This window comes from Streptomyces racemochromogenes, from assembly GCF_039535215.1.
Classification (GTDB): Bacteria; Actinomycetota; Actinomycetes; order Streptomycetales; family Streptomycetaceae; genus Streptomyces; species Streptomyces racemochromogenes.
The window spans coordinates 4,326,897-4,353,116 of sequence record NZ_BAAAWT010000001.1 but is presented as its reverse complement, the minus strand read 5'-3'; the positions used below and the strand labels follow the sequence as shown (position 1 = coordinate 4,353,116).

Annotated in this window: 22 protein-coding genes and 1 other RNA gene; 6 read left to right on the top strand and 17 right to left on the bottom strand. The window is 72.9% G+C overall.

The window, feature by feature from the left end; all coding sequences use genetic code 11:
- Positions 1-91 precede the first annotated feature (91 nt).
- From ABD973_RS20090 to ABD973_RS20050, 9 genes are all read right to left on the bottom strand, one after another.
- Positions 92-373, bottom strand: coding sequence for an HU family DNA-binding protein (locus tag ABD973_RS20090; protein ID WP_007264399.1), 282 nt, complete (start codon positions 371-373; stop codon positions 92-94).
- 320 nt (positions 374-693) lie between these two features.
- Positions 694-2,127: an NAD-dependent malic enzyme gene (locus tag ABD973_RS20085; RefSeq protein ID WP_125594920.1), complete on the bottom strand. Its 1,434-nt coding sequence runs from the start codon at positions 2,125-2,127 to the stop codon at positions 694-696.
- A gap of 571 nt (positions 2,128-2,698) precedes the next feature.
- A complete protein-coding gene (locus tag ABD973_RS20080; protein WP_345501296.1) occupies positions 2,699-5,005 on the bottom strand; it encodes a HelD family protein in 2,307 nt (768 codons plus the stop codon).
- Between the two features lie 674 nt (positions 5,006-5,679).
- A complete protein-coding gene (locus tag ABD973_RS20075) occupies positions 5,680-6,210 on the bottom strand; it encodes a GNAT family N-acetyltransferase (RefSeq protein ID WP_345501294.1) in 531 nt (176 codons plus the stop codon).
- A 672-nt stretch (positions 6,211-6,882) separates the two neighbouring features.
- Complete coding sequence (locus tag ABD973_RS20070; protein ID WP_425586118.1) at positions 6,883-7,587, bottom strand: CGNR zinc finger domain-containing protein; 705 nt, start codon at positions 7,585-7,587, stop codon at positions 6,883-6,885.
- Positions 7,588-7,737: 150 nt separating this feature from the next.
- On the bottom strand, positions 7,738-8,286 hold the full coding sequence (locus tag ABD973_RS20065) for a GNAT family N-acetyltransferase (RefSeq protein ID WP_125821275.1): 549 nt from the start codon (positions 8,284-8,286) through the stop codon (positions 7,738-7,740).
- A gap of 9 nt (positions 8,287-8,295) precedes the next feature.
- Entirely contained in the window at positions 8,296-9,447 is a 1,152-nt protein-coding gene (locus ABD973_RS20060) for a uroporphyrinogen-III synthase (protein ID WP_125821276.1), read from the bottom strand.
- Between the two features lie 127 nt (positions 9,448-9,574).
- Positions 9,575-10,954, bottom strand: coding sequence for a nitrate/nitrite transporter (locus ABD973_RS20055; RefSeq protein ID WP_125821277.1), 1,380 nt, complete (start codon positions 10,952-10,954; stop codon positions 9,575-9,577).
- A 105-nt stretch (positions 10,955-11,059) separates the two neighbouring features.
- Positions 11,060-12,028 (bottom strand): LysR family transcriptional regulator, encoded by a 969-nt coding sequence (locus ABD973_RS20050; protein WP_345501289.1) that lies wholly within the window; start codon positions 12,026-12,028, stop codon positions 11,060-11,062.
- A gap of 96 nt (positions 12,029-12,124) precedes the next feature.
- Between ABD973_RS20050 and ABD973_RS20045 the strand changes: the two genes are divergently transcribed.
- From ABD973_RS20045 to ABD973_RS20030, 4 genes are all read left to right on the top strand, one after another.
- The gene (locus ABD973_RS20045) at positions 12,125-13,543 is read left to right on the top strand and encodes an MFS transporter (RefSeq protein ID WP_345501287.1); all 1,419 of its coding nucleotides are present in this window, start codon (positions 12,125-12,127) and stop codon (positions 13,541-13,543) included.
- Positions 13,544-13,637: 94 nt separating this feature from the next.
- A complete protein-coding gene (locus ABD973_RS20040; protein ID WP_345501285.1) occupies positions 13,638-15,074 on the top strand; it encodes an SH3 domain-containing protein in 1,437 nt (478 codons plus the stop codon).
- A 138-nt stretch (positions 15,075-15,212) separates the two neighbouring features.
- Entirely contained in the window at positions 15,213-15,485 is a 273-nt protein-coding gene (locus ABD973_RS20035; RefSeq protein ID WP_125601867.1) for a type II toxin-antitoxin system Phd/YefM family antitoxin, read from the top strand.
- Positions 15,482-15,745: a Txe/YoeB family addiction module toxin gene (locus tag ABD973_RS20030; protein ID WP_125601863.1), complete on the top strand. Its 264-nt coding sequence runs from the start codon at positions 15,482-15,484 to the stop codon at positions 15,743-15,745. Before ABD973_RS20035 ends, ABD973_RS20030 begins: the two co-directional genes overlap by 4 nt.
- A 60-nt stretch (positions 15,746-15,805) precedes the next feature.
- Here ABD973_RS20030 and ssrA read toward each other — a convergent pair.
- The 5 genes from ssrA to ftsE all read right to left on the bottom strand — a co-directional run bounded on the left by ssrA (position 15,806) and on the right by ftsE (position 19,750).
- Positions 15,806-16,194, bottom strand: a transfer-messenger RNA (tmRNA) gene (gene ssrA / locus ABD973_RS20025).
- Between the two features lie 85 nt (positions 16,195-16,279).
- Positions 16,280-16,765 (bottom strand): SsrA-binding protein SmpB, encoded by a 486-nt coding sequence (gene smpB / locus ABD973_RS20020; protein ID WP_345501281.1) that lies wholly within the window; start codon positions 16,763-16,765, stop codon positions 16,280-16,282.
- A gap of 18 nt (positions 16,766-16,783) precedes the next feature.
- A complete protein-coding gene (locus ABD973_RS20015) occupies positions 16,784-17,986 on the bottom strand; it encodes a S41 family peptidase (protein WP_345501279.1) in 1,203 nt (400 codons plus the stop codon).
- A 67-nt stretch (positions 17,987-18,053) separates the two neighbouring features.
- Positions 18,054-19,043, bottom strand: coding sequence for a permease-like cell division protein FtsX (gene ftsX / locus ABD973_RS20010; protein WP_125821281.1), 990 nt, complete (start codon positions 19,041-19,043; stop codon positions 18,054-18,056).
- A 17-nt stretch (positions 19,044-19,060) separates the two neighbouring features.
- Positions 19,061-19,750, bottom strand: coding sequence for a cell division ATP-binding protein FtsE (ftsE, locus tag ABD973_RS20005; RefSeq protein WP_007264414.1), 690 nt, complete (start codon positions 19,748-19,750; stop codon positions 19,061-19,063).
- Between the two features lie 228 nt (positions 19,751-19,978).
- Between ftsE and ABD973_RS20000 the strand changes: the two genes are divergently transcribed.
- Entirely contained in the window at positions 19,979-20,167 is a 189-nt protein-coding gene (locus ABD973_RS20000; RefSeq protein ID WP_125601854.1) for a hypothetical protein, read from the top strand.
- 111 nt (positions 20,168-20,278) lie between these two features.
- Here the strand turns inward: ABD973_RS20000 and prfB are convergent, their stop codons facing one another.
- Positions 20,279-21,388: a peptide chain release factor 2 gene (gene prfB / locus ABD973_RS19995; protein WP_125601851.1), complete on the bottom strand. Its 1,110-nt coding sequence runs from the start codon at positions 21,386-21,388 to the stop codon at positions 20,279-20,281.
- 314 nt (positions 21,389-21,702) lie between these two features.
- Here prfB and ABD973_RS19990 point away from each other — a divergent pair, with 314 nt between their 5' ends.
- On the top strand, positions 21,703-22,749 hold the full coding sequence (locus tag ABD973_RS19990; protein ID WP_125821282.1) for an isopenicillin N synthase family dioxygenase: 1,047 nt from the start codon (positions 21,703-21,705) through the stop codon (positions 22,747-22,749).
- A gap of 89 nt (positions 22,750-22,838) precedes the next feature.
- Here ABD973_RS19990 and ABD973_RS19985 read toward each other — a convergent pair whose 3' ends face one another.
- Positions 22,839-24,104, bottom strand: coding sequence for a serine/threonine-protein kinase (locus ABD973_RS19985; RefSeq protein WP_125821283.1), 1,266 nt, complete (start codon positions 24,102-24,104; stop codon positions 22,839-22,841).
- Between the two features lie 191 nt (positions 24,105-24,295).
- On the bottom strand, positions 24,296-26,065 hold the full coding sequence (locus ABD973_RS19980; RefSeq protein ID WP_345501273.1) for a serine/threonine-protein kinase: 1,770 nt from the start codon (positions 26,063-26,065) through the stop codon (positions 24,296-24,298).
- Between the last annotated feature and the right edge of the window lie 155 nt (positions 26,066-26,220).

Genomic DNA, 26,220 nt, shown 5'->3' with positions numbered 1-26,220 from the left:
GCGGCCACCCCGAACGGGGTGGCCGCCCTCGGCCGTTCTACGTACCACTGCCGTCCCGAGGGCCTGTGCGGCCCTCGGCACAAGGGCGGTACTACTTGCCCTTGGCGGCTTCCTTGAGCTTGGAGCCCGCGGAGACCTTCACGCTGTAGCCGGCCGGGATCTGGATGGGGTCGCCGGTCTGCGGGTTGCGCGCGGTGCGAGCGGCACGGTGGGTGCGCTCGAAGGTCAGGAAGCCGGGGATGGTGACCTTCTCGTCGCCCTTGGCGACGATCTCGCCGACGGTCTCGGCGAGCGCGGCCAGAACGGCGTCGGCGTCCTTGCGGGTCACCTCGGCGCGCTCGGACAGAGCGGCCACCAGCTCACTGCGGTTCATGTTGTACTCCCGTGTTCAACTTGCCTTAGAGGCGTGAGATCGAAGCCGATGCTGCCAGGGCCCTAGGACAGTGCCCGGACCCGGGTCTGAACGTCAGACCCTCTCGCCCGGTTACGCATCCTGCCCCCACCAGCGGCGGGAAAGCCAATCCGGCACCCGCCAGGGTCACACGAAAAGCGCCACAGTCACGCCGCGGTGACGCTCCGTCCGCACCATGGGCTCCGGGGGATGGCTCCGGTGGATGCGGACCGCGGGCCACGCGGGCATCCCCGCAACCCTATGGGCGCCCCGGGGGGCCCGCATCCCGCGACGCGCCGGTATCAGGCCGTGGGCCCCGTCACAGCGGGAGCCTGAGCGGCCTGCGCGGCCTTGCGGACGGCGCCCGCGACGGCTCCGGCGACCTTGTCGTTGAAGACGGACGGGATGATGTAGTTCGCGTTCAGCTCGTCCTGGCCGACGACGTCGGCGAGGGCGGCCGCGGCGGCCAGCATCATGTCGGTGTTCACGGTGCGCGACTGCGCGTCGAGCAGGCCGCGGAAGACGCCGGGGAAGACCAGCACGTTGTTGATCTGGTTCGGGAAGTCCGAGCGGCCGGTGGCCACGACGGCGGCGGTCTGGCGCGCGACGGCCGGGTCGACCTCCGGGTCCGGGTTCGCGAGCGCGAACACGATGGCGCCCTCGGCCATGGCGGCGACGTCCTCGCCCGAGAGCACGTTGGGGGCGGAGACGCCGATGAAGACGTCGGCGCCGACCACGGCCTCCTTGAGGGTGCCGGTGTAGCCCTCGGGGTTGGTGTTGTCGGCGATCCAGCGCAGCGGGGAGTCCGGCGCGGCGTCGACCAGGTCGGGGCGGCCGGCGTGCACGACGCCGTGGATGTCGGCGCTGACGGCGTTCTTGACGCCCGCCGCGAGGAGCAGCTTCAGGATGGCCGTACCGGCCGCGCCGGCACCCGACATCACGACCTTGACGTCCTCAACTGCCTTGCCCACGACGCGAAGTGCGTTGGTGAGGGCGGCGAGGACGACGATGGCGGTGCCGTGCTGGTCGTCGTGGAAGACGGGGATGTCGAGGGCCTCGCGCAGGCGGGCCTCGATCTCGAAGCAGCGCGGCGCGGAGATGTCCTCCAGGTTGATGCCGGCGAAGCCCGGGGCCATCGCCTTGACGATGGCGACGATCTCGTCGGCGTCCTGGGTGTCGAGGCAGATCGGCCAGGCGTCGATGCCGGCGAAGCGCTTGAAGAGGGCGGCCTTGCCCTCCATGACGGGCAGCGCCGCCATCGGGCCGATGTTGCCGAGGCCCAGGACGGCGGAGCCGTCGGTCACGACTGCGACGGAGTTGCGCTTGATGGTGAGGCGGCGCGCGTCCTCGGGGTTCTCGGCGATGGCCATGCACACGCGGGCGACGCCCGGGGTGTAGATCATCGAGAGGTCGTCACGGTTGCGGATGGGGTGCTTGGACGACATCTCGATCTTGCCGCCGAGGTGCATCAGGAAGGTTCGGTCGGAGACCTTGCCGAGGCTGACGCCCTCGATGCCGCGGAGCTTCTCGACGATCTCGTCGGCGTGCGCGGTGGAGGTGGCGGCGATGGTGACGTCGATACGGAGCTTCTCGTGCCCGGAGGCGGTGACGTCGAGGCCGGTGACCGATCCTCCGGAAGACTCCACGGCGGTGGTGAGCTGGGAGACCGCGGTTCCGCTCGCGGGCACTTCCAGGCGGACCGTCATCGAATACGAGACGCTGGGCGCCGTTGCCATGGCCGTGTTTCCTCTTCTGTCCCTGGTTTCGCTGTACACGGATCCCGCCCCATGCCGTCCACGGATGGGCGGGTGCGGCAGGACCTGTTGTCCGATCGTCCCACCTACCAGCCGGTACAAGGTAACCAGCTACAAATTTCGGAAAGACTCTTCCACCATACGAGAGAACTCGGGCGCCTGGAATGGTGGGTTGATACAAAACAGGTCCGCGCCCCCCACTCGGTGGAGGGCGCGGACCTGGTGCAATCACGGCTAAGACACCGACCCGCCATGCTCGCCTCGCGGCAAGTGGTCGCTCTAAGCGACGAAGGTTGGGCCCGGGGGCTTGGATCGAGCCGGTGTCGTACCCAGGCTAACAAAGGATCGCCGGAAGCGACCCCCCTCCCGCGCGTTGGACACCCCGATCACGCGCCTGGCCGCCAGCCGTCCGGGAACGGCCCGCCACCTGCCGGGCGCCGGCGAAGCCGGGCCGGCCAGGACGCCGCCCCGGGCCGGACGGCCCAGGGCGGCCCCGGCGGGCCTCCACCGGGGCTCCGGCGGGGCTGCGGCGACCGGCGGGCCGGCGGGCGCGTTACGGCCGCAGGAGCTCCGGGACGCCGTCCGCGCCCGGCTTGTCGCCCGCCGCCGAGACCACCGTCAGCTGCTGCGTCGCACGCGTCAGCGCCACGTACAGCACCCGCAGACCCGCCGGGGACTCCGCCGCGATCTCCGCCGGGGACACCACCACCGTCGCGTCGTACTCCAGGCCCTTGGCCTCCAGGCTGCCCAGCGCCACCGCCCGCTCGCCCAGGTCCGCCAGCCAGCCCGCGGCCTCCGCACGCCGGTCCATGGCCACGACCACGCCCACCGTGCCGTCCACCTGCTCCAGCAGCCGCCGCGTCTCCTCCCGCACCGCCGCGCCCAGGTCCTCCCCGGCCGCCGTGAAGCGGGGCTCCAGGCCCGTCGAGCGCACCGCCGTCGGCGGCTCCATGCCCGGCATCGCCAGCTCCAGCACCCGGGCCGCCACCTCGGCGACCTCCGCCGGGTTGCGGTAGTTCACGGTCAGCGTGAACCGCCTGCGCGGCCGGGAGCCGAGCGCCTCGTCCCGCGCCGCCGCCGCCTCGTCGGGGTCCGTCCACGAGGACTGCGCCGGGTCACCGACCACCGTCCAGGTACCCGTCCGGCCCCGCCGGCCCACCATCCGCCACTGCATCGGCGTCAGGTCCTGCGCCTCGTCCACGATCACGTGCGCGTACTCGGTCCGCTCGGCCGCGATCCGCTCGGCCCGCTCCCACTGGGTCTCCTCGCGGGTGGGCATCAGCTCCTCCAGCCCGCTGAGCTGGTCCAACGGGTCCAGCTCCCGCTTCCGCTTCGGGCGCGCCGGCGCGCCGAGGAGCTGGTTCAGCTCGTCCAGCAGGGCCACGTCGTGCACCGACAGCGGGCCGGAGCCGTCCGCGCCCACCCGGCGCAGCGAACGCGCCAGCTGCCGCGTCTCGCGCGGGTTCAGGTCCCGCCGCGACCAGCGGCCCAGCCACCGCTCGTCGGCCATCGCCGCCAGCACCCGGCGCGGGGTCAGCTCCGGCCACCAGGCGTTCAGGAAGCCGAGGAAGTCGTCCTCGGTGGAGATGTCCTCGTCGAACGCGCTGCGCAGCTCGGCCGCCAGCTCCGGGTCGCTGTGCCGGCCGGACGCGCCCGTCTTCGCGTACAGGGCGTCCAGGAGCAGCTTGCGGGCGCGCGGGCGCAGCAGGTTCACGGGGGCGGTGCCGCCGAGCACGTTCTGCCGGATCCGGTTCAGCTCCGGCGCCTCCAGCTCCACGCGCCGGCCGAACGCCACCACGCGCAGCCGCTCCGGCGCCTCGCCCAGCTCCAGGGCGCCCCGCACCGCCTTGCGGAGCACCTTGAGCATGCGGGAGGAGCCCTTGATCCGGGCCACGGACGGTTCGTCGTACGTGGTCGCCTCGGCGCCGTCGACGAGGGACCCGAGCGCCCGGATCGCGACCTGGCCCTCCTCGCCGAGCGAGGGCAGGACGCCCTCGGTGTAGGCGACGAGCAGGGGGGTGGGCGAGACGATCAGGATGCCGCCCGAGTAACGGCGGCGGTCGTGGTAGAGCAGGTACGCGGCACGGTGCAGCGCCACGGCCGTCTTCCCGGTGCCCGGCCCGCCGGCCACCTCCGCGACGGAGGCGGCGGGGGCGCGGATCACCAGGTCCTGCTCCGCCTGGATGGACGAGACGATGTCCCGCATGGTGTGCGTACGGGCCCGCCCGAGGGCGGCCATCAGCGCGCCGTCGCCGATGGCGGGCAGCTCCCGTCCGTCGAGGGAGGCCGTGACCTCCGGGCGCATCAGGTCGTCCTCGACACCGAGCACCTTGCGGCCCTTGGAGCGGATCACGCGGCGGCGGATGACGCGGCCGGGGTCCTTGGGGGTCGAACGGTAGAACGGCGCGGCCGCCGGGGCCCGCCAGTCGATGACGAGCGGCGAGTAGTCGGAGTCGAGCACGCCGATCCGGCCGATGTGCAGGGTCTCCGCGATGTCGGCGGTGAGATCGGCGCGGATCGCGTCGTCGGCGGGCTGGACGGAGGTGTAGGCCCCGTCGGGGCCGCGCTCCCCGTCCTTGCCGAGGACGAGGTCGATCCGGCCGAAGAGGAAGTCCTCGAACTCGTTGTTGAGCCGGTTGAGGTGGATCCCGGCGCGGAACACCTGCGCGTCCCGCTCGGCGAGCGCCCCGGGGGTGCCCACCTGGCCGCGCTTGGCGGCGTCGTTCATGAGGAACTCGGCCTCGTGGATCTTCTCCTCAAGGCGTCGGTACACCTGATCGAGATGCGTCTGCTCGACCGCGATCTCCCGATCGCGAACGGAATCCGCCGTGCTGTCGACAGCGGCATTCTGCGCGGCCACCAAGGCCCCCTTCTGACGTGCATGGGCGACCGTCAACCGTACGCGAATCCAACCGCTCTCCGCACGCCGGTCTCGGGGGTCGGGTGGGCGGGCGGGGACGGCATCCCCTCGGACGGCCTCGGGGAGGGTTGGGGGCTTCCCGTCAGTCCCATCGTCCTTCCGGTTCGGGCCGGTCCCTCAAGGGCGCTCCCTTCGGTCGCGTCGCTACGCGATGGCCTTCGGCCACCCTTGACCGACCGACCCGAACCGGAAAGCCGAAAGACTGCCGGGAAACCCCCAAAGAAACGGGACGGACGATCCTTGGAGGAGCGGGTCCCTCAGCGCTGAGACGAGGGGCCGGGCGCCGGCCCCGCCCGACATACGCCCCCCCACGTCCGTGATCCCGGGCCAGGGGCGCGACCACCCGCACGAGAAGACGACCAGAGCAGCCCAAGGAGCCGGTGGGCGCGTCAGATCACTACGCGCTCCTCCCGTCTCAGCGTCCGGCGACCGTCCTGGGCTGATACCCGCACGAGAGGACGAACAGGGCAGCCCACGGAGCGGACGGGCGCGGCAGATCGCTACGCGCTCCTCTTCTTCTCGGCGTCCGGCGGCCGTCTGTGGCTGATACCCGCACGAGAGGACGAACGGATCAGCCCGGCGATCCGACGGGCGCGTCAGACCGCGACGGATGGCTAGGGGAGGCGGCGGGCCAGGACCTGGCCCGGCCAGGCGCCGGACAGGAAGGCCTCGGTCGGGGTGAAACCGTTGCGCTCGTAGAAGGCGACCAGCTCGCCCCCGCCGCCCGCCCAGCAGTCCACCCGCAGGAGTTCCAGGCCGGCCCGGCGCGTCTCGTCGGCGGCGTGCGCCAGCAGGACCGCACCGATACGCAGACCCGCGCGCCTGCGGTCGGAGACGAGCAGGCGCACGTACACCTCGGCCTCCTCGGCCGGCTTGATCGGCATCTGGGGACTGGGACCGGAGTCCAGCACCATGGCCCCGACGGGAACACCGTCCAGCTCCGCGATCCAGGGCTCGTTCTCGGTCAGGTACCGCTCGACCCGCTCCACCCCGCCGGGCTTCTGCGAGTACGGCGTGGTGCCCCACTGCTCGGTGTTGCCACGGGAGTTCATCCACGCGACAGCCCCGTCGAGCAGGTCGAGAACGGCCGGCGCGTCCGCGAGGACGCCGCGCCGGACGCGTATGCCATGTGTCGTGTCGTTCACGCCCGAAGCCTAGCCAGGGCCTGTCCGGGAACCACGTGACCCGAACAGGTGGAGCCGGGGTGACGCGCCGGAACCGATGATCCAGCGGATCGATTCATCACGCGTGTGGGTCCGGCCTCCGGCCTGTCGGATCGCCGGGCTGATCCGTTCGTCCTCTCGTGCGGGTATCAGCCACAGACGGTCGCCGGACGCCGAGAAGAGAGGAGCGCGTAGCGATCTGACGCGCCCGTCCGCTCCGTGGGCTGCCCTGTTCGTCCTCTCGTGCGGGTATCAGCCCAGGACGGTCGGCGGACGCTATGCCGGGAGGAGCGCGTAGCGATCTGACGCGTCTGGGGGGTCTGGAGGGAGCTCTGATCGGCCTCTCGTGCGGGTGGTCGCGCTCCTGGCCCGGAATCACGGACGTGGGGGCCGTATGTCGGGCGGGCCGGCGCCCGGCCCCTCTCCAGGTCCCTGACGGGCCCGCCCCTCCAAGGATCGTCCGTCCCGTTTCTTTGGGGGTTTCCCGGCAGTCTTTCGGCTTTCCGGTTCGGGTCGGTCGGTCAAGGGTCGCCGAAGGCGATCACGAAGTGACGCGACGAAGGAGCGCCCTTGAGGGACCGGCCCGAACCGGAAGGACGATGGGACTGACGGGAAGCCCCCAACCCGCCCTGAGACCGCCCCAGGGGATCCCGCTCACCCCGCCCCCGCCACCTCCCGCACGCGGCGCCGGTGGCGGGCCACCCGCTCCCTGTTGCCGCACAGTTCGCTGGAGCACCACCGGCGGCGTCGGCCGCGGGAGGTGTCCAGGTAGAGGCGGGCGCAGCCGTCGCCCTCGCAGGACCGGATCAGGGCCAGGTCCCCCGGGTCGGTGAGGAGCTCCACCGCGTCCCGGGCCACCGTGGCCAGCATCCCGGCGCACTCCACCCCGCCGCAGAGTTCCCGGACGAGGTGGCCCTCCTGGTTCCGTACCGCGCACACGCCCGGGGGCGGTCCCGCGGCGGCCGCGTTCACCCGGGCCAGGGCTTCCTCCTCCGGGCCGGTGCCGGCGAGTTCGGCCCGTACGAGGGTGCCCACGTCGTGGCGCAGCGCGCGGAAGGCCTCCACCCAGTCGGGCCCGAGCCGGCGGAGCGGGGTGTGGTCGGGGACGAGGCCGGCACCGACGAGCCACAGCCGCAGCGCATCACCATCCCGGAGCCCCTCCCGGAGCCCCTCCCGGAGCCCTTCGCCGGACCCTTGCCCGGCGCCTCCCCGGCCCCCTTCCCGGAGCCCTTCCCGGAGCCCCTCCCCCATCCCCTCCCGGCATCCGGAACCGGCTCCTTCGAGGCCGTCCGTGGCCAGCAGGTCCAGGCACACCCGCCCGGAGTCGAACCACATCCCCGCGCGCATGCCCGTACGCATCCCGGTACGCACGCCCGTCGTGCCCGTCGTGCCCGTCCACATGCCCGTCACCGCCTCGTCGCCGCCTCGTCGCCGTGGGACCGGACCGCCTCCCCAGAGTGCCGTCGGCGGGCGGGAAGCGGAAGCCCCCGCGCGGGGCGGGAGGGGTGGCTATGCGGCGGGTGCCTCGTCGTGCAGCACGCGCTGGAAGAGGCGGTGGTCGCGCCAGGCTCCGTTGATGTGGAGGTACCGGGGGGCGAGTCCGATCTCGGTGAAGCCGTTCTTGGCCAGGACCCGTATGGAGGCGTGGTTGTCGACCAGCGTCTGCGCCTCCACGCGGTGGAGCCCGAAGTCCTCGCGGGCGGCCCGGAGGACTTCCGCCAGCCCTGCGGTGGCCAGGCCCTTGCCGTGCCAGTCCCGGTCCATCCAGTAGCCGACGCCGCCGCTGCACAGGGGGCCGAGCGCGATGCTGCCGAGGTTCATCGCTCCGACCACGGCGCCCCCGCCCGCCTCGACGAACACGTACGGGACGAGCCGGCCCGCGTCGCGCTCCTCCAGCATCCCCTCGATGCGGGCCAGCTGCCCGGCCTCCGTGTAGAAGGCCTCGCTCCGCAGGGGCTCGTACGGCGCCATGGCGGCCCGGTTGCGCGTCAGTACGTCGGCCAGCCCGGCGGCGTGCTCGACCGCCAGGCCCTTCATCTCCACCCCGTTGATGATCATCCGGGCACGCTAGCGGATCCCCGCCGCGGTGCTCCAGCCCTCGCCCTCCCCCGCGTCCAGCGAAAGCCGGTACCCCCGCTTGACCACCGTCTGGATCAGCCGCGGCGCCCCCAGGGCCGCCCGCAGCCGGGCCATCGCCGTCTCGACGGCGTGTTCGTCGGTGCCCGCTCCCGGCAGCGCCCGCAGCAGCTCGGCCCGGGACACCACCCAGCCGGGCCGCCGGGCGAGCGCGGCCAGCAGGGCCATCCCGGCGGGCGGGACCGGGCGCAGCCCGTCGTCGACGAGCACGGCGTGCCCCCGGATCTCCAGGCGGTGTCCGGCGACGGGCAGGACCCGTGCCCGGCCGGGGAGTTCGCGGCACAGCACCTGCACCAGGGGCCCGAGCCGGAACCGCTCCGGCTGGACGGTGTCCACCCCTTCGGCCTGGAGCGGCAGTGCGGTGACGGGCCCGACGCACGCTGCCGCGACGGGCCCGCGCAGGGACTCCAGGACGGCTTCGCGCAGTCCCCGTTCGGCGGCGCGGGACAGCAGGGAGGCGGCGGCGGGCGCGGAGGTGAAGCTGACGGCGTCCACGGCCCCGACGGCGATGGTGTCGAGCAGCCGGTCCAGGGGTGCGAGGTCCTCGGGCGGCATCCACCGGTAGACCGGTACGGGGACCACCTCGGCCCCGCCGTCGCGCAGGGCCTCCACGAATCCGGGGAGGGGTTCTCCGTGCAGCTGGAGCGCGATGCGCCGCCCGGCGACGCCGGCCGCGAGCAGCCGGTCCAGTACCTCGGCCAGCGATTCCGACTGCGGGGACCAGGCTTCCACCAGTCCGGCGGCCCGTACGGCGCCCTTGACCTTGGGGCCGCGCGCGAGCAGTTCGGTGGTGCGCAGCCGTTCCAGCAGTTGTTCGCCGATGCCCCAGCCGTCGGCGGCTTCGATCCAGCCGCGGAATCCGATGGCGGTGGTGGCGACGACGGCGTCGGGCGGGTCGTCGACGAGTTCCTTGGTGGCGGCCATGAGTTCGCCGTCGTCGGCGAGGGGCACGATGCGCAGGGCGGGGGCGTGGATGACGGTGGCTCCGCGCCTGCGCAGCAGGGCGATCAGTTCGTCCGCCCGGCGGGCGGCGGTGACTCCGACGGTGAATCCGGCCAGGGGGCCGTGCGTGGCGTCGTCCATCGTGGTTGCCTGCCTTGCCCAGAAGGTGTGCGTCGGGGGTGTTCCGAGCCTGCCAACGCGGCGTGTCAGGCTCGGTTCCACCGCATTTCCGGTCGGTTAACCGGCCGGTGACCGCCTCGGCCGTGCCTCACACCGAGGTGAGCTGGGGCCTCTTCCCGTCCTGTCCGTCGGCGGCGGGGGCCGGGGTGGCGGTGGGCCGGCGAAGGTATACCGCCCAGGTGATGGCGCAGCACACCGCGTAGAAGCCGAGGAAGGTGGCGAAGGCGGCCGTTCCGGAGCCGGATTGGAGGAAGGCGGAGCGGAAGACGAGGTTGATGGCGAGGCCGCCGAGCGCGCCGACGGCTCCGATGAGTCCCATGGAGGCGCCGGAGAGGCGCCTTCCGTGGGCGGCGGCCGCTTCGCCGTCGAGGCCCCGTGCGAGGGCCTTGGCGGCGAAGATGCCGGGGATCATCTTGTAGGTGGAGCCGTTGCCGAGGCCGCTGAGGGCGAAGAGCGCCACGAAGCCGGTGAGGAACACCGGCAGGGACGCGCGTACGGAGGCCAGCAGGACCACTGCGGTCGCGGCGGCCATCGCCACGAAGGTGGCCAGGGTGATCCGGGCGCCGCCGAACCGGTCGGCGAGTGCCCCGCCGACGGGGCGGGTGAGGGAGCCCAGGAGCGGACCGATGAAGGTGAGGGAGGCGGCCTGGAGCGGGGTGCGTCCGAACTGCGTCTGGAGGACGAGCCCGAAGGCGAAGCCGTAGCCGATGAAGGAGCCGAAGGTGCCGACGTAGAGGAAGGCCATGATCCAGGTGTGGGCCTCGCGGGCGGCTTCGCGGACGGCGCCGCCGTCGCTGCGGACCGGCGCGAGGTTGTCCATGCGTACGAGGGCCAGGGCGGCGGCGAGCACGATCAGCGGCAGGTAGGTCCACAGCAGCAGCCGGGGGTGTCCGGCTCCGGCGGTGCCGATGACGAGCAGGGCGGCGAGCTGGACGACGGGGACGCCGATGTTGCCGCCGCCCGCGTTGAGGCCGAGGGCCCAGCCCTTCTTGCGGAGCGGGAAGAAGGCGTTGATGTTCGTCATGGAGGAGGCGAAGTTGCCGCCGCCGACGCCGGTGAGGGCGGCCACGGCCAGGAAGGTGCCGTAGGAGGTGCCGGGTTCCATGACGACGAGGGCGGCGATCGTCGGCGCGAGGAGGAGCAGGGCGCTGACGACGGTCCAGTTGCGGCCGCCGAAGCGGGCGACGGCGAAGGTGTAGGGGATGCGGACGAGGCCGCCGACGAAGGTGGCGGTGGCGATGAGGAAGAACTTGCCGGCCGGGTCGATGCCGTACTGGGGGCCCATGAAGAGGACCATCACGGACCACAGGGACCAGATGGAGAAGCCGATGTGCTCGGAGAGGACGGAGTAGAGGAGGTTGCGGCGGGCGGTCCGTTCCCCGGTCTCCGTCCAGAAGGCCTCGTCCTCGGGGTCCCACCGCTCGATCCAGCGGCCTCCCCTGCGCGGTGCGGTCGTCGCAGCGGTCATCACACGCCTCCACCCTCCACAGCTGTCGTGCTCTGTGGTGAGGAGGCTAGGAACGGCGCGTTTCGGTCCCGGTCCCCGCCGGATGACCGGTGGGAAACCGTGCACTCACCCGCCGTCCGGGCCGGGTGTGAGCGCTGCGGGGAGCCAGCTGTCCGGGGGGACTTCCAGCCAGCCGCCGGTGTTCTGGAGTTCGGTCACGGCGCGGTGGAGGGCGTCGAGGCCGGGGTGGCGGTGGCCCTTGCGCCACACCATGGCGAGCGGGGAGAGGGGTACGGGGTCGACGAGGGGGCGTTTGACGCTGCCGGGCATGTCGAGGAAGCCGACGGTCGCGAGGACGGGGTTGCGGGTCTTGGCCATGACGCGGCCGAACTCCTCCTTGCCCATCGCGACGGGGGCGGGCGGGGCGACGGCGATGCCGCGTCCGGCGAGGAGTTCGCGGGCCAGGCCGGTCCACTCCAGGGTGCGGGGGTTGCCGGCTCCCGCGTAGACGGTCTCGCCGGCGAGCGCGGCGAGCGGTACGCGGTCCAGGGCGGCCAGCGGGTGGTCCTCGGGGAGCAGCACGGCGAGGGGTTCGTGGCGTACGGGGCGGTGGTCGAGCCGGGCGCGCAGGGCGGGTGCCAGTCCGGCGGCGTACCCGAAGGAGACGTCGAGCCGTCCGGCGGCGATCTCGCCGGCGGCGTGGGTGAGGCCGCTCTCGAAGCGGGCCATCAGTTCGCAGCCGGGGGCGAGTTCGCGGGCGCGTTCGAGGACGCGGCGGCCGGTGCTGGGGCCGTCGGTGTTCATGTCGACGAGGAGGGCGCAGGGTGGTCCGGCGAAGGCGGCGGCGAGTTCCTCGTGGGCGCGGAGCACTTCGCGGGCGTGGGGCAGCAGGCGTTCGCCGTCGGGGGTGAGTTCGACGGTGCGGGTGGTGCGCAGGAACAGTGCTGTGCCGAGGGTCTGTTCCAGGCGGCGGACGTCGCGGCTGAGGGCCTGCTGGGCGATGTAGAGGCGGGCGGCGGCGCGGGAGAAGTGCAGTTCCTCGGCGACCGCGAGGAAGCCGCGCAGCAGGCGGGGGTCGACGTCACGGGCGGTCATCCCCGCAGGTTAACCCGGCGATTGACAACGTGAGCGCGTGAATGGTCCCGGAACAGGTGTTGGACCGGGGCCGGGGGCGGGCCGCAGGCTCGGTGCATGCCGCAACAATCCCCGCTGATGGCCGTGACCGGCAGCACCCTGGTCCTGGCCGCCCCGTCCCCGGCCGCCCCGTCCCGCGCCCGGGCGTCCGCCCCGTCCCCGTCCCGTGCCCGGGCGTCCGCCCCGTCCCCGGCCGCGTCCCGTGCCCTGGGGCCCGCCCCGGCCGCGTCCACCGCGCCCGCGTCCGCGTCCGCGCCCGCCCCCGCCGGCGTCGCCGCCGCCCCGGCCCGTGACCGTGTCCGCGGCCCGTACGTGCGTCTCTTCGCCCGCCCCGGCACGCGCGGGTTCACCGCCGGGAACCTGCTGGCCCGGCTGCCGATGGGCATGTTCGGCGTCAGCGCCGTGATGATGATCGCCGGGCAGCGCGGCTCGTACGCCCTGGCCGGCGCGGTCACCGCCACCGGGCTGGCCGCCACCGCCCTCGTCGCGCCCTGGACGGCCCGGCTGGTCGACCGCCACGGGCAGGCCCGGGTCGCCGTACCGGCCACCGTGATCGCCGTCCTCGGCTCGCTCTCCCTGGTCCTGTGCGTGCGTACGCAGGCCCCCGCATGGACCCTGTTCGCCTCGTACGCGGCCACCGCGACGACCCCCAACATCGGCGGCATGTCCCGGGCCCGCTGGACCCACCTGCTGCCCCGCTCCGAGCAGCACACCGCGATGTCCTTCGAACAGGCCGCGGACGAGCTGTGCTTCATGCTCGGCCCGGTCCTGGCGGCCTTCCTGTGCACCGCCGCCTTCCCGGAGGCGGGCACCCTCGCCGGAGCGGCCCTGCTGCTGACCGGCATGCTGGTCTTCACCGCGCACCGGGCCACCGAACCCCCCGCGACCGGGGCGCCGGCCGCCGCCCTGGGACCGTCGCCGCTGCGCGCCCTGCTCCCGCTGCTGGGCCTGCTCCTGGCCGCCGGTGCGGTGTTCGGCTCGATGGAGGTGGCCTCCATCGCCCACCTCGCCGCCCTGGGCCTCGGCGGCACCTCGGGGCCGGTACTGGCGCTCCAGGCGGCGGGGTCCTGCGCCGCCGGGCTGTTCTACGGGACGCGCCGCCCGCGGAGCCTGCGCACCTGCCTGCTGGCGCTGTCCGCGGCGATGGCCCTGCCCTGGGCGGCCGCCGCGACCGGCTCCCTCGCGCTGCTGGCGGGGGCCCTGCTGCTGGCCGGGATGGCCACGGCGCCGGTGATGGTGGGCGCCATGGCGCTGGTGCAGCGGGCCACTGCGCCCGGCCGCCTGAACGAGGGCATGAGCCTCGCCGTCACCGCGATCCTGGCGGGCATCGCGGCCGGTTCCGCCGGCGCGGGCCAGGCCGTCGACCGGCTGGGCTCCACCGCGGCCTACGCCCTCCCGGCCGGCGCCGCCCTGCTCGCGCTGGCCCTGTCAGCCACAACCTCCCGATTTATCCGTATTGTTCCGGCGGGCGAGTGACGCGCCCGCGTGGTACGCACCACTCCTCCGCGCGATCCCGCATAACTGGGGGTGCTTTCCCCCAGCGGCCCTTCCCTTCGCGGAGGAACTCCCCTTGCCTGCTTCCCGCTCCGTCTCCTCGGCCCTCGTCGTCGCGGCCGTCACCGCGTCCTGCCTGGTGCCGGCCGTACCGGCCCTGGCCGACGCGTCCGAGATCCGGTTCTTCCAGCCGTACGTCCCCTCCATCGCCCCCGGCAAGACGGGCCGCGTCGTCATCGCGGCCGTGAACGGCCAGGAACCGGCCCGCAGCAGCACCTTCCGGATCACCGCCCCGGAGCGGACGACCTTCCCGGAGGCCCGCTTCTACTGGGACGGCCGGCGTGCGGCCGGCTCCTGCACCCGCTCGGCGGACGCGCGCCTGCTGACCTGCGACGCGGGCACCCGCGCCGGCTTCGCCTTCCCGGCCGATACGCAGACGCGGCTGGCGGTGACCCTGAAGGTGGACCCGAAGGCCCCCCAGGGCACGACGCTGGACGGCGGCGAGTGGTCCAACGGCACCGACGCCCCCGCCCTGTTCGCCGTCGCCACCCCGGTGACGGGCCCGAAGGGCGACGACGGCCGCCCGGGCCACGACGGCCACGACGGCAGGCCCGGCCACCACGGCAAGCCGGGCCGCCCGGGCCCGCAGGGCGAGAAGGGCGAGAAGGGCGACAAGGGAGACCGCGGCGAGCGCGGGGAAACCGGCGAGCGCGGCCCCAAGGGCGACCGCGGCGACACCGGCGAGCGCGGACCGCGGGGCCCGAAGGGCGAGACCGGCCCGGCCGGAGGCCCCCAGGGCCCCGCAGGTCCGCAGGGCCCCAAGGGCGACACGGGCAAGGACGGCCGCGACGGCCGCGACGGGAAGAACGGCAAGGACGGCAAGGCAGGCCCCCGCGGCCCGCAGGGCGTGAAGGGCGACACGGGCGCCCGGGGCCCGCAGGGCCCGAAGGGCGAACCCGGCCCCGCCGGAGGCCCCCAGGGCCCCAAGGGCGAACCGGGCAAGGACGGCCGGGACGGCCGCGACGGGAAGAACGGCAAGGACGGCAAGCCCGGCCCCCGCGGCCACGACGGCAAGCCCGGCGCCGACGGCCGGCCCGGCAGGGACGGCAAGCCCGGCCCGCAGGGACCGGCGGGCCCCCAGGGCATCCCCGGCCCGAAGGGCGAGAAGGGCGACACCGGTAAGCCCGGCGGCACCTGCAAGAAGTGCGGTGACCACCACGGCAAGGACGACCACCACGGCAAGGGCGGAAAGGACGACCACGGCAAGGGCGGCCACAAGGCCACCCCGAAGGCCCGCATCGTCACCTCCGGCCAGGGCCTCGGCATCCGCTCCGGCCCCGGCACGGGCTACGGCAAGACCGGCAAGATCGCGGCCAACACCGTCGTCGCGCTCCAGTGCAAGGTCAACGGCCAGACCGTGGGCGACAACCCGATCTGGTACAAGCTCGCCGACGGCCGCGGCTGGATCGCCGCCCGCTACGCCCTGAACCTGAACAAGGTCCCGTACTGCTGAGCCCCCGGCGTCACGCCCCGGCATGACGAAAGCCCCGCAGCCAACAGGCTGCGGGGCCTTCTCGCACACCCTCCGGTACCCGAATCCGGTACGAGAGCGGTACCGTATCCAGGTACCACTCTGAGAGGGAGAGCAGCCATGCCCATAAGCGCCAGCGAAGCCCGCAAGACCCTCTTCCCCCTGATCGAGCGCGTCAACAACGACCACACCCCGGTGCGCATCAGCTCCAAGAACGGCGACGCCGTCCTGATGTCGGCCGAGGACTACGACTCCTGGCAGGAGACCGTCTACCTGCTGCGCTCGCCGGCGAACGCCCGCCGCCTCATGGAGGCCGTCGCGCGCGACCGGCAGGGCACGGCCGGCATCGCCAAGAGCATGGACGAGCTGAACGCGCTGGCCGGTGAGGAGTGAGGAGCGTCCACTTCGACCCGGACGCCTGGGAGGACTTCCTCTACTGGCTCGCCGCGGACCGGAAGATGGCCAAGCGCATCACCCGCCTGATCGGCGAAGTCCAGCGGGCACCCTTCGAGGGCATCGGGAAACCGGAAGCGCTCAAGGGCGACCTGTCCGGCTACTGGTCCCGCCGGATCGACGACGAGCACCGGCTCGTCTACCGGGCCGACGACAAGGAAGTGAAGATCCTCAAGGCCCGCTACCACTACGCCGACTGACCCCCGGCATGACGAAGGCCCCGCAGCCAACAGGCTGCGGGGCCTTCGCCCACATGGGATGAGTGGAGATGGCGGGAATCGAACCCGCGTCCAACGGTGCAGAAGCAGGGCTTCTCCGAGCGCAGTCCGCTGCGATTTTCTCGGCCCCGGAGATCACACGGACAAGTCTCCGACGGGCTCAGTCACTGTTTGGTTTCCCTCCAACCCCCGTGACCGGGGCTAGAGGTTTAGATCCCTTGTTGACGCCAGGATCCGGACCGGGACCACTTCCGGGCTGACGCTCCTCACAGAGGCTTCAGCTCACTGTTATTAGGCAGCGAGGGTGAAGCGGGAGTTATCGCTCTTGGTGTTGGCGATTATTTTTTGCGACATGTGGTTAGCGAGATCATTGCCGCTTCCTCGGCTCGCTTCCCCTGCATCGACAGCCGCTGTCGAAACCGATCATCCCCATGTTTTGTTAACAAAGTGCTCCGACCCCGGAGGGCCGGTGCTGAACCCCATGGTACGCGAAGTGGACCACCGGGTGCCAGGAGATTAAACCGTGCCCCGCTGCTTGCGCCGGACCGCCGAGATCGCGCGCTGCGTCTCGCGCGTGTCCTGCTTCTCGCGCAGGGTCTGGCGCTTGTCGTACTCCTTCTTGCCCTTCGCCAGCGCGATCTCGATCTTCGCCCGGCCGTCCTTGAAGTACAGGGACAGCGGGACGACCGTGTGGCCCGACTCCTCGGCCTTGCGCTCCAGCTTGTCGATCTCCTCGCGGTGCATGAGGAGCTTGCGCTTGCGCCGGGCGCTGTGGTTGGTCCAGGTGCCCTGGCTGTACTCCGGGACGTGCACGTTGTACATCCAGACCTCGCGGCCCTCCACCGACACGAAGCCGTCCACCAGCGAGGCCCGGCCCTGGCGCAGGGACTTGACCTCGGTGCCGGTCAGGACGATCCCGCACTCGTAGGTGTCGATGATCGCGTAGTCGTGCCGGGCCTTCTTGTTCTGGGCGATCAGCTTGCGCCCTTTTTCCTTAGCCATAGTGCGGTCATTTTCGCACTACGACCCCACCCCGAGGCCACCCAATACCGTGCGCGCCCGCTCCTCCGCCCCGTCGCCGGCCGCGAGGTCCGGGGTGATGCCCCCGCCGTCGAGGCTGCGGCCCGCCGGGGTGCGGTACGTGCCCACCGTGAGCTCCGCCACCGCGCCGCCCGGGAGCTCCGTCGGCATCTGCACCGAGCCCTTGCCGAAGGTGCGGGTGCCCACCGTCACCGCGCGGCCGCGGTCCTGGAGGGCGCCGGTGACCAGCTCGGCCGCGCTCATCGTGCCGCCGTCGACGAGGGCCACGAGGGGACGGGCGGTGTCCCCGCCCGGGTCGGCGTACAGGGCGCGCTCGGAGCCGCGTACGTCGTACGTCGCCACGAGCCCGCCGTCCAGGAACGCGGAGGCCGCGGCCACCGCCTCGGTGACCAGCCCGCCCGGGTTGCCGCGCAGGTCCAGCATCACCCCGGCGCCCGGCGGGGCCTCGCGGACGGCCGCCCTGACGCGGTCCCCGGAGCCCCGGGTGAAGGAGGCCACCTTGATCACGGTGATGCCGCCCGCGAGGCGGCGTACGGTCACCGGCTCGGTACGCAGCTGCGCGCGCCGGACGGTGACGGTGAGGCCGGCGCCGTCCCGGCTGAGGCCGAGCGCCACCGGAGTGCCCGCTTCCCCGCGCAGCAGCGCCACCACGTCGGCCACCTCCAGCCCGGTCACGCTCCGGGCGTCCACGCTCAGCAGCCGGTCCCCGGCCCGCAGGCCGGCCCGGTCGGCGGGGCTGTCCGGCTGGACCCGGTCGACCTCGATCCGGCCGTCCCGGCGGCGTCCGGCCCAGAGCCCGACCCCGGTCCAGCGGCCGTCGAGTTCCTCGGCGAAGGCGGCGTACTCGCCCCGGTCGTAGACGGTGCCCCAGCGGTCGCCGCTGCGGCTGACGACCTCCTGGGCGGCCTTCTTGCCCGACTTCCCCTCGGCGACGGCCTCGGCGGCGGCCCGGGCGACGGCCTCCCGGTCGGCGGTGCCGGTCCCGGTCCCGGTCCCGGGGGCCGGGGGCCGGTCCGGTGCGCCGGCGCCCGCCAGGAAGGCCGTGCCCGTCTCCTGCGCGTCCGGCGAGGACCAGCACCCCGTGCCCGCGGCGGTGCCCACGCAGACGAGGAAGACCAGCGTCAGAGCGGCCCCGCGACGCAGGTCGCGGGGCCTCGTACAGAAGGCGGGCAGACCCGGCATGCCGCCGAGTCTAGGACAAGCCCCGCCGCGGCAAGCCCGGTTGAGCACGGAGCACAGGAGGCGCTCGTCATACCTTCAGGTACTTGCGCAGCGCGACGAACGCGGCCAGGGAGGGCATCAGCAGGCCGATGACCAGCACCAGCGGCAGCTTCGTGAGGACCGCGTCCCAGCCGATGAAGTTGATCAGCTGGAGCTTGTCGCGGAGCGCGATGCCGTGGTCGATCACGAAGTACTGGCCGGTGCCGAGCATCGCGCAGGCGAAGACCGCGCCGATGAGGCCGGCCACGGCGGCCTCCATGATGAACGGCACCTGGATGTAGAAGCCGGAGGCACCCACGAGCCGCATGATGCCGGTCTCGCGCCGGCGGCTGAACGCCGAGACGCGCACCGTGTTGACGATCAGCAGCAGGGCCACGATCAGCATGACGAGCATGATGCCGAGGGCCGCCCAGTTGAGGGTGCCGAGCAGGGCGAAGAGGTTGTCGAGCTCGGTGGACTGGTCCGCGACCGACTGGACGCCGTCGCGCCCGGCGAAGGCCGAGGTGATGACCTCGTACTTCTCCGGGTTCTTCAGCTTGACCCGGAAGGAGTCGGGCATCTGGTCGGGGGTGACGACGGAGGCCAGCGCGGTGTGGCCGAAGCGCTCCTTGTAGTGCTTGTAGGCCTCGTCCGAAGACTCGTACATGACGGTCTGGACGAGGTCCATCTTCTTCAGCTCGGACTCGATGCCCTGTTTCTGCTCGGGGGTGACCGCCCCCTTGGCGCAGGGCCGGCCGCTGCCCGCGGCGGCGCCGGCGGAGGCCGCCGGCGCACCCGCGGCCGCGCCCGGGGCGGCGGCGCCGGCCGCGTCCAGGGCGTCGTTCTTCGTGCAGAGGTAGACGGTGACGTTGACCTTGTCGTACCAGTACCCCTTCATGGCGCTGACCTGGTCGCGCATGAGGAGGGAGCCGCCGAACAGGGCCAGGGACAGGGCCACGGAGATGATGACCGCGAAGGTCATGGTGAGATTGCGGCGGAGGCCGACGCCGATCTCCGACATGACGAACTGGGCGCGCATGACGTCTCAGGGGCCTTTCAGTGCTGGTAGCCGTAGACGCCGCGCGACTGGTCGCGCACGAGCCGGCCCTGTTCGAGTTCGATGACGCGCTTGCGCATCTGGTCCACGATCTGCTGGTCGTGCGTGGCCATGATGACGGTGGTCCCGGTCCGGTTGATCCGGTCCAGGAGCTTCATGATGCCGACGGAGGTCTGCGGGTCGAGGTTGCCCGTCGGCTCGTCGGCGATCAGCAGGGCGGGGCGGTTGACGAAGGCGCGGGCGATGGCGACGCGCTGCTGCTCGCCGCCGGAGAGCTCGCCGGGCATGCGGCCCTCCTTGCCGCCGAGGCCGACCAGCTCCAGGACCTGGGGGACGGCCTTGCGGATCTCGCCGCGCGGTTTGCCGATGACCTCCTGGGCGAAGGCCACGTTCTCGGCGACCGTCTTGTTGGGCAGGAGGCGGAAGTCCTGGAAGACGGTGCCCAGCTGGCGCCGCATGTGCGGGACCTTCCAGTTGGAGAGCTTCGCGAGGTCCTTGCCGAGGACGTGCACCTGGCCGTGGGTGGCCCGTTCCTCGCGCAGGACGAGCCGCAGGAAGGTGGACTTGCCGGAGCCGGAGGAGCCGACCAGGAAGACGAACTCGCCCTTGGCGATGTCGAGGGAGACATCTCTGAGTGCGGGCCGGTTCTGCTTCGGGTAGGACTTGGAGACGTTGTCGAATCGGATCACGGGAGCACCACGGTCGCCGGGAGTAGGTGACCGTGACCATACGCGACCGGACGACGGGTGGGGACCCGGCAACCGGAGTTGCCCGATATATCCACCGGTGCGGGAGGAGTCGGATCGTGATTGCCCGGACGGGCCGCGCCGAATGTCGGCGGAGCTGGCACAGTGGTAGGGGGAACGGACCGCGTCCCCGCACCGTTGACCATGTCGAGGGGACGAGAGGAGGAGCGCATGACATATGACCGGCTCGTGTGCGCGAACTGCGCCGCACCCGTCAGCCAGGGCCGCTGCCCGGTGTGCCGGGCGAACCGGGAGCGCCTCCAGCAGGAGGGCCCCTTCGCCGGGCTGAATCCGGCGACGGTCATCGCGCTTCTGGTGGTGCTGGTGGCCGCGCTGGCGCTGGTGGCACGGTCCGCGTAGACCGCGTCGCGTCCCGATCAGCAGGCATCACCGTGTGGCCGCGTGGATCACACGTAATGGGGAAGGGCCCGGACACCGCCTGGTGTCCGGGCCCTTCCTCGTGCTCACGCGTTACGCGGTCTGCTCCTGCTGCTTGCGCCAGCGGATTCCGGCCTCCAGGAAGCCGTCGATCTCGCCGTCGAGGACCGCCTGCGGGTTGCCGACCTCGAACTCCGTGCGCAGGTCCTTGACCATCTGGTACGGGTGCAGGACGTAGGAGCGCATCTGGTTGCCCCAGGAGCTGCCGCCGTCCTTGAGCGCGTCCATCCTGGCCTGCTCCTCCTGGCGGCGCCGCTCCAGCAGCTTGGCCTGGAGCACGTTCATCGCGCTGGCCTTGTTCTGGATCTGCGAGCGCTCGTTCTGGCAGGAGACGACGATGCCGGTCGGGATGTGCGTGATGCGCACGGCCGAGTCGGTGGTGTTGACGCCCTGGCCGCCGGGGCCGGAGGCGCGGTACACGTCGACGCGCAGCTCGGACTCGTCGATCTCGACGTGGTCGCTGGTCTCGACGACCGGCAGCACCTCGACGCCCGCGAAGGAGGTCTGGCGGCGGCCCTGGTTGTCGAAGGGGGAGATGCGCACGAGGCGGTGGGTGCCCTGCTCGACGGAGAGGGTGCCGTAGGCGTACGGGGCCTTGACGACGAAGGTGGTCGACTTGATGCCGGCCTCTTCCGCGTACGAGGTCTCGTAGATCTCCGTCGGGTAGCCGTGGCGCTCGGCCCAGCGCAGGTACATGCGCTGGAGGCGCTCGGCGAAGTCGGAGGCGTCCACGCCGCCGGCCTCGGCGCGGATGTTGACCAGGGCCTCGCGCTCGGCGTACTCGCCGGAGAGCAGGGTCCGGACCTCCATCTCGTCCAGCGCCTTGCGGACGGACGTCAGCTCGGCCTCGGCCTCGGCGAGGGTGTCCGCGTCGTCCATCTCCTGGGCGAGTTCGAACAGCACCGCGAGGTCGTCGATGCGGCCGCGCAGGGTCTCGGCCTTGCGGACCTCGGCCTGGAGGTGCGAAAGCTTGCTCGTGATCTTCTGGGCGGCTTCCGGGTCGTCCCACAGGGACGGCGCGGCGGCCTGCTCCTCGAGCACGGCGATATCTGCCCTCAGCTTGTCGAGGTCCAGGACGGCCTCGATCGACCCCATGGTCGAGGAGAGGGACTTCAGCTCTTCGGAAACATCGACGACTGCCACGGGTCAAGCCTAGCCGGTCCTCGGACGGCACTGTCCGGGCAGGCCGGATCGGACCGTACAGAGGAGCGCCGATACGGGCGTACGCTCCTCGTATGACCGTTCTACTCGTGAAGCGCCGCCATGTGGACCACATGCGTGTCACCACGACGAGCTGTCTGCCGCCGGACCAAGCACAAGCCTGATCAACCCCGATCCGACTTCGGTCCTGCACGCGGCCACGCTGTCCCGGCGCCATCCCTGCCGGCGGACCGCTCCTCCGCACGCCCCGCCATCTCTGGGGCACAGGACCCTGTGACATCCGAAACGGAGCCGTCATGCCGTCCGCGCACCCCTCTTCCCCTTCCTCCACCTCCTCCGCCGCCGCGTCCGCGCCCGCCCTGGCCGTCATCGACCTCTCTCGGGCCGACGACCCCGCCGAGCGCCCCGACTTCCTGAAGCAGCTGCACGCCGCGGCCCGCGACACCGGCTTCCTGTACCTGACCGGACACGGCATAACCGAGGCGGAGACCTCCCGCATCCTTGAGCTGACCAGGGCTTTCTTCGCGCTCCCGGAGGCCGACCGGCTGGCCGTGAGCAATCTGAACTCCCCGCACTTCCGCGGCTACACCCGCATCGGCCACGAGCTGACCGGCGGAGCCTCCGACTGGCGGGACCAGCTGGACGTGGGCGCGGAGCGGCCGGCGCCGGTCCTGGGGCCGGAGGACCCCGCGTACCTGTGGCTGGAGGGCCCGAACCAGTGGCCGTCGGCGCTGCCGGAGCTGAGGGAGGCGGTCCTGGGCTGGCAGGAGCGCCTGGCCGGGGTGGCGCACCGGCTGCTGCGGGAGCTGCTGGCCTCGATCGGCGCTGCTCCGGACTTCTTCGACGCGGCCTTCGCGGACCGCCCCCACCTGCACACGAAGCTGATCCGCTACCCCGGGTCCGCGCCGTCGGGCGCCGACCAGGGCGTCGGCGCGCACAAGGACTACGGCTTCCTGACGCTGCTGCTCCAGGACTCGGTGGGCGGGCTCCAGGTGGTCCGGGACGGCGGCTACGTAGACATCGAGCCACGGCCGGGCGCGTTCGTGGTGAACCTGGGCGAGCTGCTGGAGATCGCCACCGAGGGGTACCTGCGGGCCACCGACCACCGGGTGGTCAGCCCTCCGGGGGCGGTGGAGCGGTTCTCGGTGCCGTTCTTCTACAACCCGAGGCTGGACGCGGTCGTGGAGACCGTCCCCGGCGACTACCTGCGTGCGGCGCCGGGCGTGGCGCACGACGCGTCGAACCCGCTGCACGCCGAGTACGGCCGCAACGAGCTGAAGGGCTGGGTCCGCGCCCACCCCGAGGTCGCCCGCCGCTGGCACCCGGCCCTCACCGCGGTGTAGCGGGCGGTCCGGGGCGCCGATCGGGGCGTCCCGGCCGGGCCGGAGCGGGTCCCACCCGGGCCGGGGGGTCCCACCCGGGCCGGGGGGTCCTACCTGGGCTGGGACGGGGCCGACTGGCGGCCCTTGCCGTCGCGCGGCGGAGGTGCCGGGTCGTCGCCGGAGACGGCGATCCAGCTGCCCAGGCCCACCGCCGCCACCAGGGCCAGCGCCGACGCGGAGAGCACCAGGCGCCGCTTGCGCTCGGCCTCGGCGCGGTGCCGGGCGGAGCCGGGCCGGTGTCCGCCGGCCGGGCGGGGGACGCGGGCGGTGCCCAGTGCCCCGCCCGCCAGCTCCTCGGGGCCCGGGACGCGCATGGAGGTGTGGGTGTCCCGGTTGGAGTCGGTGGCGGAGCCGGGGACCAGTGGGACCACGCCCCGCCTGCGGACCGGGTCGGCGCCGGCGTCGGGCTCCCGCTCGGGCTCGGGCTCCGGGTCGGCGTCGTCCGGCTCGTCCACGTCGAGCGGCGGCATCCCGGCCAGCAGCGGCAGCAGGTCCCGGAGCCGGGCCGACAGCTCGGAGGCGCGCAGCCGGGAGGCGGGGGCCTTGGCCAGGCACTGGACCATCAGCTGCCACAGCTCGTCGGGGATGCCCGGCAGCGGGACGACGGTCTCGGTGACGTGCCGGCGCAGCACCGCGCCGGGGTGGCCGCCGCCGAAGGGGGTGAAGCCGGCCAGCAGCTCGTACAGCACGGTGGCCAGGGCGTATATGTCGACGGCCGCCCGCGGCGGCAGCCCCTCCACTATCTCCGGGGCCAGGTAGTCGGGGGTCCCGATGATCCGGGTCGTGGGGGCGGTGCCGCGGCCGGCGCCGGCCCGGCGCGGGGAGTCGATGAGCTTGGCGACGCCGAAGTCGGTGAGGAGCGCGGGGTGCGCGCCGCCGGGGCCGAGCGGTCCCTGCATGTCGAGCAGGACGTTCTCCGGCTTGACGTCGCGGTGGACGACGCCGGCGGCGTGGGCGGCGGCCAGGGCGTCGGCGACGTCGGCGACGATGGCCACGGCCGCCTCGGGGGCGAGCCGGCGCTCGCGGTCGAGGCGGGTGCGCAGGTCGGTGCCGCGTACGAGGTCCATGACGAGGGCGAGGTCGTTGCCGTCGACGACGAGGTCGCGTACGGAGACGACGTGCGGGTGCTCCAGGCCGAGGAGCGCGCTGCGTTCCTGGACGAAGCGTCCGACCAGTTCCTGGTCGGAGGCGAGGTCCTCGCGCAGGAGTTTGACGGCGACGGGGCCGTCCGGGCCTTCGCCGAGCCACACCGTGCCCGCGCTGCCGCGCCCCAGGATCTGGTGGGCGGTGTACCGGCTGCCGATCTTCCGTGCCACGACTGCTCCCTCAGCGGCTGGCGTAACGGACCAAAACTACGCGGCCGTGTGGGTGTTGGGGTGACCGGATCGCGGTGACCTTCACTTCTGCGGGCGAAATCACGTCCTGGATGTCGACAAATCCACAAGGTCGGCGCTACGGGAGGCTCCGGAGGACCCCGGCGAGGGTCCTCCGGAGGGCCGGAGGGCGTTCAGGAGCCGCTGCCGCCGCCGGCGCCGTCCCCGATGGAGCCGACGAAGTCGACGACGTCGGTGCCCCAGCTCCAGACCTGGTCCCACCAGCCCTTGCCGGTGCCGATCCACTCCTGGAGCGGGGTGAGCTCCCAGACCAGCCAGCCGCCGACGAAAAGCAGCAAAATCAGCACCAGGCAGCCCTTGAGGCAGCCGAGGCCCGGGATCCGCACGGGGTTGGCGCTGCGGCGGCGCGGCTCGCGCGGCGGACGGGGCTCGCGCGGGGGCGCCTGCGGCCGGCGCTGCTGCGGCGCGGGAGGCGGCTGCGGCGGCTGCTGCTGGGGTGGCGGCTGGGGCTGGCGGTACTGGGGCGGCTGCGGCGGCTGGTACTGCTGGGGCTGGTAGTGCTGCGGCGGCTGCTGGGCGTACTGCTGCGGCGGAGGCTGCTGCTGGTACTGCTGCTGCGGCTGGTACTGCTGCGGCGGCGGTGCCTGGCGGTGCTGCTGCCGGGGCGGCTGCTGCGGGGGCGGCGGCATCTGCGGAGCCGGGCGCTGGGGGCGGCGGCGCAGGGGGTCCTCGCTCGGGTCGAGGTAGTGCATCTGCGTCTGCTCGTTGCGGTCGCGCGCGGCCCGCATCTGCGACTGCCACGGATGCGGCGCGTCGGGCTGCTGCACCGGGGGCATGACGGACGTCGGGTCGGGCGCGCCGCCGGGGGCGCCGGGCGCGGTGGTGGCCGGCAGCACGGTGGTGGCGTCGGCGCCGCCGACCGGCGGGAGCACGCTCGTCATGGCGTTCGGGTCGTACGCGTCCGGGTCGTACGCCCCGGCCTGCGCGGCGGCGGAGCCGGGGGCCACCGGCGCGCCGGGGACCGGGGCGGGCGAGGGGTCGGGGGCGAGCAGGGCGGCGACACCGAGGGCGGCCTCGACCTCGTCGGGCGAGGAGTGGACGCGGATGCCGGCCGCGACCACGCGCAGACCGCGGGCCAGACTCTCGGCGCTGGGGCGCTCGTCGGGCTCCTTGCGCAGGCAGTGCTCGATGACGATCCACAGCGCCTCGGGCACGCTGGGGGGCCGCTGCGGCTCCTCGCTGAGGTGGCGGTGGAGGACTTCGAGCGCGGTGCCGCCGGCGAACGGCGGGCGGCCGGTGACCAGCTCGTAGAGGAGGATGCCGGCGCCGTAGATGTCGACGGCGGAGGTCTGCGGGCGGCCCTCGGCGGACTCGGGGGCCACGTAGGCGGGGGTGCCGACGAACTCGTGGGTGCGGGTCAGGCCCGGGGAGTCGGCCAGGCGCGCGATGCCGAAGTCGGTGAGCATCGGCTTCATCTGGCCGTGGCTCTCGTCGAGCAGCACGTTGGCGGGCTTCAGGTCGCGGTGGACCACGCCGTCGGCGTGGCTGGCGGCGAGGGCGTCCGCGATCTGGGCGGTCAGCAGGGCGGCGGCGACCGGGCTGAAGGGGCCGTTCTGCCGGATGTACTTGTGCAGGTCCGGGCCGTCGACGAGGTCCATGACCAGGGCGAGCAGGTCACCCTCGACGACGAGGTCGCGGGTGCGCACGATGTTGGGGTGGGTCAGGCGCAGCAGGACGGAGCGCTCGCGCAGGAAGCGCATGACGATGTCCGCGTCCTGGGCCAGCTCCTCCTTGAGGACCTTGATGGCCACGGTCTCGCCCGGCTGGCCGGCGACGGCGGCTTCCGCACCGGCGGTCTCCCGCTGGCGGGCGCGCCAGACGGTGCCCGTGGCGCCGCGTCCGAGCGGCTCCTCGAGCAGGTACTTGCTGCCGACTGGCCGCACGTCTCGCGCTCCCTGCTGTCGTCTTTCCGGCTGATTCCGCCGAGTGGGTTTCCGGCCCAACTCTAGGGGGTGTCCCGGTGGAAGACGCGGGGCGACGGAGGTTGGTTGCCGCACATATGTGCGAAGGGTGAGTTTTGTGGGTTATGCCGGGGGCC

Bases quoted from the DNA above. Each gene is read 5' to 3' on its own strand.
- ABD973_RS20090 (WP_007264399.1), bottom strand. From the start codon at position 373: ATGAACCGCAGTGAGCTGGTGGCCGCTCTGTCCGAGCGCGCCGAGGTG.
- ABD973_RS20085 (WP_125594920.1), bottom strand. From the start codon at position 2,127: ATGGCAACGGCGCCCAGCGTCTCGTATTCGATGACGGTCCGCCTGGAA.
- ABD973_RS20070 (WP_425586118.1), bottom strand. From the start codon at position 7,587: ATGCGTACGGGCATGCGCGCGGGGATGTGGTTCGACTCCGGGCGGGTG.
- ABD973_RS20065 (WP_125821275.1), bottom strand. From the start codon at position 8,286: ATGATCATCAACGGGGTGGAGATGAAGGGCCTGGCGGTCGAGCACGCC.
- ABD973_RS20060 (WP_125821276.1), bottom strand. From the start codon at position 9,447: ATGGACGACGCCACGCACGGCCCCCTGGCCGGATTCACCGTCGGAGTC.
- ABD973_RS20055 (WP_125821277.1), bottom strand. From the start codon at position 10,954: ATGACCGCTGCGACGACCGCACCGCGCAGGGGAGGCCGCTGGATCGAG.
- ABD973_RS20050 (WP_345501289.1), bottom strand. From the start codon at position 12,028: ATGACCGCCCGTGACGTCGACCCCCGCCTGCTGCGCGGCTTCCTCGCG.
- ABD973_RS20045 (WP_345501287.1), top strand. From the start codon at position 12,125: ATGCCGCAACAATCCCCGCTGATGGCCGTGACCGGCAGCACCCTGGTC.
- ABD973_RS20035 (WP_125601867.1), top strand. From the start codon at position 15,213: ATGCCCATAAGCGCCAGCGAAGCCCGCAAGACCCTCTTCCCCCTGATC.
- smpB (WP_345501281.1), bottom strand. From the start codon at position 16,765: ATGGCTAAGGAAAAAGGGCGCAAGCTGATCGCCCAGAACAAGAAGGCC.
- ABD973_RS20015 (WP_345501279.1), bottom strand. From the start codon at position 17,986: ATGCCGGGTCTGCCCGCCTTCTGTACGAGGCCCCGCGACCTGCGTCGC.
- ftsX (WP_125821281.1), bottom strand. From the start codon at position 19,043: ATGCGCGCCCAGTTCGTCATGTCGGAGATCGGCGTCGGCCTCCGCCGC.
- ABD973_RS20000 (WP_125601854.1), top strand. From the start codon at position 19,979: ATGACATATGACCGGCTCGTGTGCGCGAACTGCGCCGCACCCGTCAGC.
- ABD973_RS19990 (WP_125821282.1), top strand. From the start codon at position 21,703: ATGCCGTCCGCGCACCCCTCTTCCCCTTCCTCCACCTCCTCCGCCGCC.